Consider the following 12,104-nt stretch of genomic DNA (forward strand, 5'->3'; position numbering starts at 1 on the left):
CTCTGGTGAATTGCTGGGGGCTAGGCGAGCAGCCGCGCCAGTATGGCGTTGAGGCGCTGCCTTCCGGCGGCTGACTTCGCCCGCGCCATTTCATGCATGCGGGATATCGCGAAGGCGGGCCATCACGGCCGCGTGTTGCTGTTTGCCGCGCAACGATGCTCATACTATAACGACTGAGCATTCAGCTAAATTGCTCCGAGGTTTGAGGTAGGCGTACCAGGTCGTCGCGGCTCGTAAGGGTGAGGACGATGACGGGACCTAAGCGCGAACTCATTGAGATTAGCCGCGAAAAGCTTGCGCTCTTGCAGCGCATACTGGACGAACACGATCCCGATGAGCCGATCAACCTTGCTCGGATGGATCTGCCAAAGGCCGATCTCGCGGGTCGGATGCTGCGCCGGGCACGCATGACGGGGACCAATCTCTCCCACGCCAACCTAACGACCGCAGACTTGACCGAAGCGGACCTATTCTGCGCCAACCTGAACCACGCCAACATGGAGCGGGCCAACCTTACCCATGCTGTGCTGCGGGGAGCATCGGCTCGGCACGCCAATTTCAACCATGCCCGCCTCGTGGACGCCGATTGCCGTGGCGGTGTCATGATCGGAGCAGGAAGCTCGGTGGGCGGCGAGCTCGAGGTCACGGATTTTTCGAACTGCGTCGCTGAATACGCAACGGCCACGCGGGCAAATCTTTCAGGCGTCGATCTCAGCGGCGCCAGCCTGATCGGCGCAGATTTGGAGAATGCGGTGTTATTCGGCGCCAACCTGGACCACGCGGATCTCTCCTTCACAAATCTTCGTGGCGCCGACCTCTCCGAGGCGAAGCTGACGAAGACTCGGCTCATTGGTGCCGACTTGACTGGGGCCAATCTAAAGAATGCGCAAGCGGATCAAGCGATCCTCAAAGGAACCATTCTCGATGGTGCGCAGCTGACCGGCTTCAATCTCGCTGCATGCGAATTGGGAGGAAGAGTCGATACATATGAGCTTGAGACGCTGTCGGCCGAATTATGGGGTGCAATCACCGATCACGAGCTGTGGGTCGAGAGTACAGGCAAGCAAGGCCGTGCGGGGTCGCTTATCGAGAAAGTTCTTTCCTACGTCGATTTGAGCGGCCGCAATCTGAGCGGCATGAACTTCACCGGTTGTAAGCTGATTGGCGCGTGCCTTGATGGCGCCCAGCTTGTCTTGTGCAACTTCACTAGGGCGGACCTGATGTCAGCGAGCCTCGTGAAAGCCAATCTCAAGGGAGCGCAATTCGTCGGCGCCAATTTGCGCCGTGCCAACCTTGATGGCGCCATCGTCGGCAGCATCGCCATACGCGGTACCAGCGGCTCTCTGACCGGACGATTCCAAGCCACCAGCCTGTCCAATGCAAATTTGGTCGGTGCGAGCGTTATGAACGTTGCGCTCAAAAAGTGCGTGACCGAAGGTGCGCTCTTGAGCTAGGCGGTCTTGGGTTTCGCTGTCTTCACCAAGTCTTCATGCTGCAATCCGCAAAAGTACGTCTCCCCGTTCGCGGGGTAGACATTGATCTTCAAATTGCAGCATTGGTGTTCATAACCATGCTTGTCCACGACTTTGAGCCGCTGGATACGGTGAGTGCCGTCCGGTCTCCGCGGGCCAGTTAGATATGCTGCCACCTTCTCGATGCTGCCTCCGGGCATGGTGATTGTCGACAGGAAAGCAGTTCTCTCAAACACCCGCTCGAGGAAGTCTTCGAGACCCAACACTTCCTCGGTCTTATCATCGACCCTGAAGAAGTCGCCAATCAGAATTTGGTTTGGCCGAGCGGCACCGACGAGCCGGGCAAGAGATATCGTGACGTCCCCGACGATGAATTCTGCACCCCCCATTCCATCGGGGCTCGGCTGCCGGTAGGTGTAGTGGCTGCCAACGCTGGCCGCAATTCGCACTGGGGGAACTGCTTCGGGAGCCGTCGTCGAGCGACGGAGTGAAGCATGGAACACCAAGAACAAGATGAGGCCGATAAATAGGTTTTCATCCGCCTCCATTCCCTTCACTGTATTCCAGACATAGAACCCGTCACCGGTGGTTGAACGATGCATGACGAGACGCACGCCCTGCTTCCGTGCCATCTCGGCGGCAAGATTGAGGGCGAAACCAAGGGTAGATAGCTGCACCGCTTGCTGTTCCGGCGGCGAATTAGAGAACCCGGCAATGCCGATGAGAAAGACGGCGTGATGCTCCGTTCGGGTGACCGCGAACGCCTCAAAGAGTTGCTCTATCGCGTCCAATGGCAACTCGTCCGGTCCGTCGCCGATGCGATGATCGAGCCTAAGCTCGACCGGCTGAGCTTCCAGTGACCGGGCGACTTCCGCAAAGGTATTAGGCCCCATCCGACGAGTCCCGAAGAAGACCCGACGCGGCGCAGACTTCATGCTGAATAGCCGAACTTTTGGTGACGTCAGAATTTCGAGGCTATTGCCGGCTACCGTCCAACCGACGAGAGCACTGCTGCCGAGACGCCAGAGCGCATGGAACGCGCGGCGCAATTTTTCCGCCGCGTCCTTCGAATGAGATGCTGCTGGGCTTGGCATGATCGTGGTCTCGGATGCGAACTGGCTCGTCAGTAACAGGTCGGGTGCTACTTGAGTGCGAGCTTCGATATCCCGACTCTCGCGAATGACACCTTGCGAATGAGCGATCGACTTCCACAGCCCGCAGTGACCGACGATTTGAGACGCTGCGGCCTAGATTGGGAGCAACACTGCGCGCTGCTCCTGCGAGCCTTTTGGAATTGAGAGTTCTCACGAGTCTAAAGAATTCTGTCCACGTAGCGAATCAATCAGGGGGCTATTGCAATGCGCATGACTTCAGATCGGTATTGGTGACATCGGCATCCGATAAATCGGCGCCAATCAAGTCCGTCCGTGCAACTCGGCCGGTGGGGTTGCCTCTGGCATCGCAAATCGGAATCGTACCAACTCTGACCTTGACGAACTTCGAACGGCGAAGGATCGCGTGCCGCAATGAGGCGCCAATCAAATTGGCACCGACCAGAATGGCACCGGTCAGATTGGCCTCCGTCAAATTTGCCAGGACCAGCGTCGCCTTAGACAGATTTGCTCCAAGCAGGCGTGCTTGGCTCAAATCCATTCCGCTGAGGTTAAGGCCGGATAGGTCGAGGTAGCCCAGGTCCTGGTTACGCAGCGAGCCTGGACGACCAAGACGGCCGCTCGTAACGATCCATGTCTCATGCTCGGCCAGGATGTCCTTGATCTGCCCGCTGGCGCCATCTCGCGGGCGCGAGGGCGGATCTGGCTCCATGGAGCAGCGGTCCAGATCAAGTCCCGTGAGCACCGCATCGGTCAAGGTTGCGCCCGCGAACTGAGTGTCGTCGCTACGGGCATTGACCAGCGACGCGCCCGTAAGGTCGGCCCCGATGAACTTTGCGTGCTCCAGTCTCGCGTCTGCCAGGTTGGCGCCGCGCAAGTTGGTATAGGACAGATCCGCATCGGCAAGATTGGCGCCGAACAGCATCGCTCCCTCTAGATCGGCGCCAACCAGGCTGGCGCCGCTCAAATCAACGCCCGACAACTGCGCGCGCGTCGCTGTCGCATATTCGGCCAGGCACTGCGAAAGGTCCGTGACCTCCAGGCCAATCGAACTCGAGCCCGTCGCATCGAGCATGACGCCGCCCCTGAAATCAGCGTCGGTCAATCGGCAATGATTTAGATTAGCGCCCTTGAGGGATACGCCGCGAAGAACCGCGCGCGTCAAATCCGCTCCCTGCATATCCACATAGCTCAGATTGGCCCCGAATAGATCGGCATCGGTAAGATTTGCTCTCGCCAGCTTTGCGTGGTCGAGGTTCGTTCCGATGAAACGGGCGTTCTGGAGCGACCGGCCCTCGAGATTGACTTTGGAAAGATTCCGCTTCGATAGGTCGGGCGGCGCTTGACCGCGGTCCGGCTTCAGCGAAGCTAGGATTGCCCTGAGGTCTTCCGCGTCGGTCCGAACCTCAGGTTCTGGTGCTCCCATTCGCCGTCCCCTGGGTCAGGTTGAACGCTCTGCCACCGAACAGTCGTCCATGGCCAGGGTGGCAACGGCCTTTCTCTAAAGATTGCATTTAATCAATTTCTGTTGCGTTGCACAATGGGTGCTAAATATTTGTTCCCGTTGCCAGATCTGCGTATAGCCTTTGTTTACCAACTTCATTGTCAGGGTCTTTGACGTGCCCGCCTTCCGCGAAACCCTCTAGCCATCGCCGGAGGCTAGGCGAGCAGCCTCGCCAGCACGGCATTGAGACGCTGCCTTCCGGCGGCGGTCGCGCGCAGCCCCGAACGGTCTAGAACGAGAAAGCCGCCCTCGACCAGGGCGGCGATGCTCGCCTGGGAGAGTGCGGCTTCCGGCTCGAACCCGGTCTCGCCGCGGAAACGCTCGCGGCTGACGCCCTCGACCAGCCGGAGCCCCATCATCAACAGCTCCTGCAGCCGCTCTGCCGGTTGGATGACGGTCGATCCCTTGGTGCCGTGGCCGGCGGCCTCGACCGCCGTCAGCCAAGAGTCCGGGGCGCGGATCTGATTGAGGGCGTATTTGCCGTCTGCCAGGCGCAACCGGCCATGGGCGCCGGGGCCGATGCCGACATAATCGCCATAGCGCCAATAGGTGAGATTGTGCCGCGACTCCTCGCCGGGCCGAGCGTGATTGGAGATCTCGTAGGCCGGGAGGCCGGCGCGCTCCAGGACGCGCTGGGTTTCTTCGTAAAGCGCGCCGGCGAGCTCGTCGTCGGGCAACTCGAAATCACCGCGCTGATAGCGGGTGTGAAACTGCGTGCCTTCCTCGATGGTCAATTGATAGAGCGAGAGATGCGAGCCGGCGCGGGCGAGCGCTGCCTCGAGCTCCGCCCGCCAGGCGGCAACGGACTGGTGCGGGCGGCCATAGATCAGATCGAAGGAGCTGCGCTGGAAGAGGCGTTGCGCCACCGCCACCGCCGCCAAGGCTTCGCTGGCTGAGTGGCCGCGGCCGAGAAAGGCGAGATCGCGGTCGTTGAGCGCCTGGACGCCCAAGGAGACGCGGTTGACCCCGGCGGCGCGGAAGCCCTCGAAGCGTCCGGCCTCGACGCTGGTCGGATTGGCTTCAAGGGTGATCTCGACGTCGCTCGCCACATCCCATCGGAGACCGACCTGGCGGATGAGGTGCTGGGCGGTCTCCGGCGGCATCAAGGAGGGCGTGCCGCCGCCGAAGAAGATGCTGGTGACCGTGCGGCCCGGGCTCTTCGCCGCGTACCAGTCGATCTCGCGGGCGAGCGCCTCGCGCCAGCGCGCCTGGTCGATCGCTTCGGCCACATGGCTGTTGAAGTCGCAATAGGGGCACTTCGACCGGCAGAACGGCCAATGGATGTAGACGGCGAGCGCGTCCTTGAGCGCGGTCATGGCGGCGCCGGCCCGAAGCAGCCCCCGAAGCAGCCATCGACCAGCCTCTCGAAAGCGCGGCCGCGGTGGCTGGTTCGGTGCTTCCAGCCCTGATCGACCTCGCCATAGGTCAGGGTCTCGCCTTCGGGCACGAACATCGGATCGTAGCCGAATCCCTTCTCGCCGCGGGGCGGCCAGACGAGCTGCCCATGGACCTCGCCCTCGAAGGTCTCGACATGGCCGTCGGGCCAGGCCAAGGCCAAGGCCGAGACGAAATGCGCGCGCCGGTCGGTCTTGCCGGCGAGCGCCTGTTCCAGGCGGCGCATGGCCATCGCGAAATCGCGTTCGGGCCCGGCCCAATCGGCGGTGAAGATGCCGGGCTCGCCGCCGATCGCCTCGGCGCAAAGCCCTGAGTCATCGGCCAGCGCCGGCAACCCCGTTGCCTTGGCCGCGGCCAGCGCCTTCAGCCGCGCATTGGCAGCGAAGCTGTCGCCGGTCTCCTCGGGCACCGGCAATCCAAGCGCGCCCGCCGCCACGACCTCGACCGCGAAGGCCTGCAGCAAATCGGCGATCTCGCGGACCTTGCCGCCATTATGGCTGGCGATGACCAGACGCGGATGTTGGAACCGGCGATGCATGGATTGGGACCTATCCGAGCTGGCGGCGGCGGGATCGAGCCTGACGCCGCGCAGCAGATATTGGCGCGCATAGAGCCCGGTCAACCGGCGTCCCGAAAGTGCGTTGAGGAACCACTTCGCCGTTCTGGGCTTGAGGCCCAGAGGCTCGACGCGGTCCACCACCAACCCACCTTGCTGGATGAGCTCGCGCGCCGTTCTCTCGACGAAGAAGCGTAGATGCGTGCGATCGAGGATGCCGCCCTCGGCGTACCGAAACTCCCCTCTCAGCAGCAAAGGCAGCACGACTTTGTAGTAGCGAAGGTTCGGAATGCTGGCGATGAGCACGCCGCCCGGCCGCAACAGCGGCGCCAGCCTTCTGACCGCTGACCATGGATCGCGGAGATGCTCGAGCACGTCGAGGCAGAGCACGGCGTCGAGCGAGCCCAATCCGATCGTCGGCAGCTCGCTCTCGATGTCGATGGCCCAGAACCCGTCGAGGTGCCTGCGGGCGATGGCACCGGGAGCGTGCGCCGGCTCGACCCCGCCAACCCATCGGCAAAGGCCGGCGGATTTGAGATAGGCAAGCGTGGCGCCGGTGCCGCAGCCGACCTCCAGGATCCGCTCGGCGTTCTCCGGCAGGAAGGCCGTGACCTCCCGGCGCTCGAAGTCGTAATAACCCGGCGTGACATCCATGATTGCGGGATAGCATAGGCCCATTCCGGCTGCAGCAGGCTCATCCTCCCATGGCGGACGCCACCCCGATCAGCGTCGTCACCGTCACCTATAACAGCGCGCGGGTGATTGCCGATTGCCTGGCTGGGATCCCGAGGGCGATCCCGGTCGTGCTGGTCGACAATGACAGCGGCGACGAGACCGTCGCCATCGCCCGCGCCATCCGACCGGAGATGCGGATCCTGCCGCTTGGCGACAATCGCGGCTTCGGCGCCGGCGCCAATCTCGGCCTGGCGGAAGTGACCACGCCCATGGGGCTTCTCCTCAACCCCGATGCCCGGCTCCGTCCGGGGGCGCTGGACGCTCTTGCCGCGGCGGCCGCCCGCTATCCCGAGGCGGGCCTCTTGGCGCCTTGTTCGTGGGATGGCAGCGGCCGCCTCGAATTCGGTCGCCAACCTTTGTTCGGCGCCTGGTCGGAGGCCGGCGGTAAGGAGGTCATCCCGGACGGCGATTGCTGCGCCCTCTACCTCGCGGGCTCCGCCATGTGCTTTCGCCTGGAAGCGTTCGCCGGCGTCGGCGGCTTCGATGAGGCCATCTTCCTCTATTTCGAGGATGACGATGTCTGCCTCCGCCTCGCCCATGCCGGCTGGAGCCTGGTGCATGTGGCGGATGCCCATGTCGATCACCTGGCCGGACGTTCCAGCGACGGCGTTGCCGGGCTCGACTATTGGAAGCACTGGCACCAGGGCTGGTCGCGCCTCCACATGGAAGCAAAGCATCACGGCCGCGCCGCCGCCTTGGCGCTGGCGCTCCCGCGTCTGGCGCTGTTCGCCATGAAGGCGGGGACTTACCGGCTCCTCGGCGCCGAGGCCAAGCACCGGCGCTATGGCGGGCGCTTGGGCGGAACCTGGGGCTATCTTGCCGGCCGGCAGGCCCGTTCCGTCCGCCTGGGCCGCAGCTAACTTGCCTTAGCCGAGCCCGAGCGCCCGCTTTTGCAGGTCGACCAACTCCGAAACGCCGCCCTGGGCCAGGCTCAGCATCCTGGACAGCACCGCCTCCTCGAAGGGCCGGGCCTCGGCGGTCGCCTGCACCTCGACCAGCCTGCCGGCGCCGGTCAGCACGAAATTGGCATCGGCTTCGGCGGAGGAGTCCTCGGCGTAGTCGAGGTCGAGCACGGCCAATCCCTGAACCAGGCCGCAGGAGATGGCGGCGACATGGTCGTCCAGCGGCACGGCGGGAATGACCTTGAGGCGGACCAGGTGCTGGAACGCCTGATGGAGGGCGACGAAGGCGCCGGTGATCGCCGCCGTGCGCGTGCCGCCATCGGCCTGCAGCACGTCGCAGTCGATCTTGACCTGCCGCTCGCCCAACTGGGCCAAATTGGTGACGGCTCTGAGCGAACGGCCGATCAGGCGCTGAATCTCCTGGGTGCGGCCGCTTTGGCGTCCCTTGGCCGCCTCGCGGTCGTTGCGGGTGTTGGTGGAGCGCGGCAACATGCCGTATTCCGCCGTGACCCAGCCCTTGCCGCTGCCCTTGAGAAACGGCGGCACCCGGTCGTCGAGCGAGGCGGTGCAGAGAACATGGGTGTCCCCGAACCGGGCGAGGCAGGACCCCTCGGCGTATTTGCTGACGCCGGGCTCGAGCGCCACGACGCGCATCTGATCATCCCTCCGGCCGGACGGACGCATGCAACCTCCCTGATTTAGCTCGCTTTCTGGGCAGCGACCGGTCCCGAGCGGGCGAGACCATACAGGCTCGAAGCCGCCTGGGCCAGGGCCGGGGCGGGCTCTGGGCACGCCCCGCGCCGGCCCCCCTCCCCGACCCTCGCCCTGAAAAATGCAATTGATGATCATTTGTTTATTAACAATACCCGCACATTCAGCGATGATGCGGAGCGCGCAGAGGCGCGGGCGGAGCCACCCCGGCTTCGGGGGGCCGACCAGGCGGCGGGTTTCCAGAATTTCTAGAATAGGAATCGAGCCCCCATGGCAACCCAGATCCCCGACAACGCCACCGTTCTTGCCGCGTTGCAGAAGCTGAACCGCGTCAACGTCAATCGCGGCAGCGGCGACAAGGGCGCCTCGGCGCCCGCGGTCGCACCGCCGCCGGCGGGCGTGCAGGACGTGGTCAACCTCTCCAAGGCGGCCTCGATCGCCACGGCGGCGCAGAGCGGCAAGCTCAACTCCGAGGCGGTGCAGCCTTCCGACCTGTCGCGCGAGGCCATTCGCGTGCAGGCCCTCCAGGTGCAGCAGCAACTGAAAGAACAGAAGCTCAGCATCGCCAACCAGCGGCCGACCGAGCTTCTAGGGCTGTTCCGCGGCACTTGAGGTCAATTGGGCGGGCGGACTGCCGCCGGCGTGCTTGCGCCTGGACGATCGCTGTCGATTGCCGCGGCCGGCTTCTACGCGCATTGACGCTGCTGCAGTCGAACACTAAGTAGGCCGGTACGGTGGTGTGCCGGTTCCGATGTTCGCCGGTATTGCCGGCGAACATCGGAACGGTCGGCACACTGTATTTTCAATAAGCTAGTGTCGACCTGAATCTGAAATTCGTGATAACGAATTTCAGATTCACGACACTAGCCCAGAGTTTGGCCAACACCGATCGGTCGCGGGGGGCCGTACCAGCCGAGCCATGATCACCCTGCTCAACGAGCGCAGCCGAGAAGTCTTCCGGCACATCGTCGAAGCCTACGTCGAGACCGGCGAGCCGGTCGGTAGCCGCACGGTTTCGCGCCGGCTCGGCATGCAGCTGTCGCCGGCGACCATCCGCAACGTCATGGCCGATCTCGAAGACGCCGGCCTCCTGCACGCCCCCCATACCTCCGCCGGGCGCTTGCCGACCGATGCGGGCATGCGCCTCTTTGTCAACGGCCTCCTGGAGATCGGCAACCTATCGGAGGAGGAACGGCGCTCCATCGACGGGCAATGCGCCGCCCGCGGGCGAAGCCTGACCGAAATCCTCGAGGAAGCCTCGGCCACGCTCTCCGGCCTCACCCGCTGCGCCGGGCTCGTCTATTCGCCCAAGCTCGAGATTTCCCTGAAGCACATCGAGTTCGTCAGCCTTGGACCCGGACGGGCGCTGGTGGTGCTGGTCTCGGAGAACGGCATGGTCGAGAACCGGGTCTTGGAGCTGCCGGCGGGAATCACCCCGTCCGCCTTGACCGAGGCGGGCAACTACATGAATGCCCGTCTCGTCGGCTCGACCCTGGAAGAGGCGCGCGCCCGCATCCTGGATGAGATCGACCATCAGCAGGCGCAGCTCGATCAGCTCACCTCGCGCGTGGTCGAGGCCGGATTGGCCACCTGGAGCGGCGGCAACAAGGATGCCTATCTGATCGTGCGCGGCCGCGCGCATCTTCTGGACGATGTGACCGCACTCGAGGATCTCGAGCGCATCCGCATGCTGCTGGAGCAGCTTGAAGGCAAGGAGTCGACGTTGCGCCTCATCGATGCGACCAACGCCGCGCAGGGCGTGCAGATCTTCATCGGAGCGGAAAACGAGCTGTTCAATCTGGCGGGATGCTCGATGATCGTCGCACCCTTCGGCAACACGCGTGAGCAGGTGGTGGGTGCGATCGGCGTGATCGGTCCGATGCGCATGAACTATGCGCGCATCGTGCCGATGGTCGATTACACGGCAAAGCTGATCGGCCGCCTGCTCGGCTCACCATGAATGGAGACGAGATGACCGACGAGCCCAAGCAAGACACCGGAAGCGCTGCCGGCGGCGAGCCGGGCGGGACGACGCCGGCGAACGACGCCGGTGCCGCCGGCGAGGGCCTCGGCCGCGAGGCGGCGCTCGATGCGGAGATCGCCAAGCTCAAGGACCAGCTGCTGCGGGCTTTGGCGGAAGCGGAGAACGTACGCCGCCGCGCCGAGCGCGAGCGCGACGAAGCCAAGCGCTTTGGCGCCGTCGGGCTCGCCCGCGACGTGCTCGCGGTTGCCGACAATCTGCGCCGGGCGCTCGAGCTGGTGCCGCCGGGCGTTCGCAAGGAGAATGAGGTCCTGGACGCGCTCTTGGTCGGCATCGAAGGGACCGAGCGCCAGCTCCTCTCCGCCTTCGACATGCACGCGATCAAGCGGGTCGAGCCCGTGGGCGAGCCCTTCGACTACAATCTGCACCAGGCGATGTTCGAGGTGGAGAACTCGGGCAAGCCGGCGGGCACGGTCGTCCAGGTGCTGCAGCCGGGCTATGTGCTGCATGACCGGCTGCTGCGTGCGGCGATGGTGGGCGTGGCCAAGGGTGCCGCACCCGAGCAGGAGAAGACCGCGCATCTCGACGAGACCGCCTAGAAGGCGCCTCGAGTGGCAGGGCGAAGGGGTCCAAAACGCGAACCCCGGGCGCGGCGGCGCACGCGATCGATCCCGGCCCGGCCGCTGGAAGCGGTCTTCGGCAGCCGGCATGCCCGGCCGCCGAGCCGCCCCGTCAACCGATCCCCGCAGAGGCCGGAAATATCCCAGCGGCAGCTGGCGGAAACCCTCGCCGCCGGTGGCGGTCTCGCGGTTGCATGCGTGCCAGGGCGCAACTATATACCCACGGAGCCTGTGGCTTCTTTTTCGGATCCGATATGAGCGGATTTCGCAAGAGGCCGCGGGCGGGGGGGCCAACGCATCCATCGGGGGCTCTAGCGGTGCCATCCCGGGCCGCTTCGGCCTGCCAGTGAAAGAGGAAGTCAGCCTATGAGTAAAGTGATCGGTATCGACCTCGGCACGACCAATTCCTGCGTCGCGGTCATGGAGGGAAAGACCCCGAAAGTCATTCCCAACGCCGAGGGCGTCAACACCACGCCGTCGATCGTCGCCTTCACCGACGCGGGCGAGCGCCTGGTCGGCCAGGCTGCCAAGCGCCAGTCGGTGACCAATCCATCCAACACGCTCTACGCCATCAAGCGCCTCATCGGCCGGCGCTTCGAAGATCCGATGGTGAAGAAGGACATGGGTCTCGTGCCCTATAAGATCGTCCGCCACGACAATGGCGATGCCTGGGTCGAGGCCGGCGGCAAGAAGTACAGCCCCTCGGAGATTTCCGCCTTCATCCTGCAGAAGATGAAAGAAACCGCCGAAGCCTATTTGGGCGAGACGGTCACCCAGGCGGTGATCACGGTTCCCGCCTACTTCAACGATTCCCAGCGCCAGGCGACCAAGGATGCCGGCAAGATCGCCGGCCTCGAGGTCTTGCGCATCATCAACGAGCCGACCGCGGCGGCACTCGCCTATGGTCTGGAGAAGAAGAAGACCGGCACCATCGCCGTCTACGATCTGGGCGGCGGCACCTTCGATGTCTCCGTGCTCGAGATCGGCGACGGCGTCTTCGAAGTGAAGTCGACCAACGGCGACACCTTCCTCGGCGGCGAGGACTTCGACGAGCGCCTCATCGATCTGCTCGTGACGAGCTTCAAGTCCGAGCACGACATCGATCTGCGCCTCGAT

General features: G+C 64.1%; 11 protein-coding genes. 6 read left to right on the forward strand and 5 right to left on the reverse strand.

The features are described from left to right. Positions 1–248: 248 nt before the first annotated feature. A complete protein-coding gene (locus HY058_15670) occupies positions 249–1,454 on the forward strand; it encodes a pentapeptide repeat-containing protein (GenBank protein ID MBI3498736.1) in 1,206 nt (401 codons plus the stop codon). On the opposite strand, the gene HY058_15675 is transcribed toward HY058_15670, so the two are convergent. The 4 genes from HY058_15675 to rdgB all read right to left on the reverse strand — a co-directional run bounded on the left by HY058_15675 (position 1,451) and on the right by rdgB (position 6,693). Then, complete coding sequence (locus HY058_15675; protein MBI3498737.1) at positions 1,451–2,566, reverse strand: hypothetical protein; 1,116 nt, start codon at positions 2,564–2,566, stop codon at positions 1,451–1,453. The two genes, HY058_15670 and HY058_15675, sit on opposite strands and share 4 nt — an antisense overlap. A gap of 256 nt (positions 2,567–2,822) precedes the next feature. Then, on the reverse strand, positions 2,823–4,010 hold the full coding sequence (locus HY058_15680; protein ID MBI3498738.1) for a pentapeptide repeat-containing protein: 1,188 nt from the start codon (positions 4,008–4,010) through the stop codon (positions 2,823–2,825). A gap of 233 nt (positions 4,011–4,243) precedes the next feature. Beyond that, complete coding sequence (locus HY058_15685; GenBank protein MBI3498739.1) at positions 4,244–5,404, reverse strand: coproporphyrinogen III oxidase; 1,161 nt, start codon at positions 5,402–5,404, stop codon at positions 4,244–4,246. Then, positions 5,401–6,693, reverse strand: a complete 1,293-nt coding sequence (rdgB, locus tag HY058_15690; protein MBI3498740.1) for an RdgB/HAM1 family non-canonical purine NTP pyrophosphatase — start codon at positions 6,691–6,693, stop codon at positions 5,401–5,403. Before rdgB ends, HY058_15685 begins: the two co-directional genes overlap by 4 nt. A 50-nt stretch (positions 6,694–6,743) precedes the next feature. On the opposite strand from rdgB, the gene HY058_15695 reads away from it, so the two are divergent. Further along, complete coding sequence (locus tag HY058_15695; GenBank protein ID MBI3498741.1) at positions 6,744–7,634, forward strand: glycosyltransferase family 2 protein; 891 nt, start codon at positions 6,744–6,746, stop codon at positions 7,632–7,634. A gap of 6 nt (positions 7,635–7,640) precedes the next feature. On the opposite strand, the gene rph is transcribed toward HY058_15695, so the two are convergent. Beyond that, positions 7,641–8,360 (reverse strand): ribonuclease PH, encoded by a 720-nt coding sequence (rph, locus tag HY058_15700; protein MBI3498742.1) that lies wholly within the window; start codon positions 8,358–8,360, stop codon positions 7,641–7,643. A gap of 297 nt (positions 8,361–8,657) precedes the next feature. On the opposite strand from rph, the gene HY058_15705 reads away from it, so the two are divergent. The 4 genes from HY058_15705 to HY058_15720 form a co-directional block, all read left to right on the forward strand. Continuing rightward, positions 8,658–8,999: a hypothetical protein gene (locus HY058_15705; GenBank protein MBI3498743.1), complete on the forward strand. Its 342-nt coding sequence runs from the start codon at positions 8,658–8,660 to the stop codon at positions 8,997–8,999. Positions 9,000–9,306: 307 nt separating this feature from the next. Next, positions 9,307–10,347: a heat-inducible transcriptional repressor HrcA gene (hrcA, locus tag HY058_15710; GenBank protein ID MBI3498744.1), complete on the forward strand. Its 1,041-nt coding sequence runs from the start codon at positions 9,307–9,309 to the stop codon at positions 10,345–10,347. Positions 10,348–10,358: 11 nt separating this feature from the next. Then, positions 10,359–10,967, forward strand: a complete 609-nt coding sequence (gene grpE / locus HY058_15715) for a nucleotide exchange factor GrpE (protein MBI3498745.1) — start codon at positions 10,359–10,361, stop codon at positions 10,965–10,967. Positions 10,968–11,354: 387 nt separating this feature from the next. Continuing rightward, a partial coding sequence (locus HY058_15720; protein MBI3498746.1) for an Hsp70 family protein occupies positions 11,355–12,104 on the forward strand: 750 nt, incomplete at its 3' end.

The organism is Pseudomonadota bacterium (assembly GCA_016195085.1).
In the GTDB taxonomy this organism is placed as follows: domain Bacteria; phylum Pseudomonadota; class Alphaproteobacteria; order SHVZ01; family SHVZ01; genus JACQAG01.

Bases quoted from the DNA above. Each gene is read 5' to 3' on its own strand.
- HY058_15670 (MBI3498736.1), top strand. From the start codon at position 249: ATGACGGGACCTAAGCGCGAACTCATTGAGATTAGCCGCGAAAAGCTT.
- HY058_15675 (MBI3498737.1), bottom strand. From the start codon at position 2,566: ATGCCAAGCCCAGCAGCATCTCATTCGAAGGACGCGGCGGAAAAATTG.
- HY058_15680 (MBI3498738.1), bottom strand. From the start codon at position 4,010: ATGGGAGCACCAGAACCTGAGGTTCGGACCGACGCGGAAGACCTCAGG.
- HY058_15685 (MBI3498739.1), bottom strand. From the start codon at position 5,404: ATGACCGCGCTCAAGGACGCGCTCGCCGTCTACATCCATTGGCCGTTC.
- rdgB (MBI3498740.1), bottom strand. From the start codon at position 6,693: ATGGATGTCACGCCGGGTTATTACGACTTCGAGCGCCGGGAGGTCACG.
- HY058_15695 (MBI3498741.1), top strand. From the start codon at position 6,744: ATGGCGGACGCCACCCCGATCAGCGTCGTCACCGTCACCTATAACAGC.
- rph (MBI3498742.1), bottom strand. From the start codon at position 8,360: ATGCGTCCGTCCGGCCGGAGGGATGATCAGATGCGCGTCGTGGCGCTC.
- HY058_15705 (MBI3498743.1), top strand. From the start codon at position 8,658: ATGGCAACCCAGATCCCCGACAACGCCACCGTTCTTGCCGCGTTGCAG.
- hrcA (MBI3498744.1), top strand. From the start codon at position 9,307: ATGATCACCCTGCTCAACGAGCGCAGCCGAGAAGTCTTCCGGCACATC.
- grpE (MBI3498745.1), top strand. From the start codon at position 10,359: ATGACCGACGAGCCCAAGCAAGACACCGGAAGCGCTGCCGGCGGCGAG.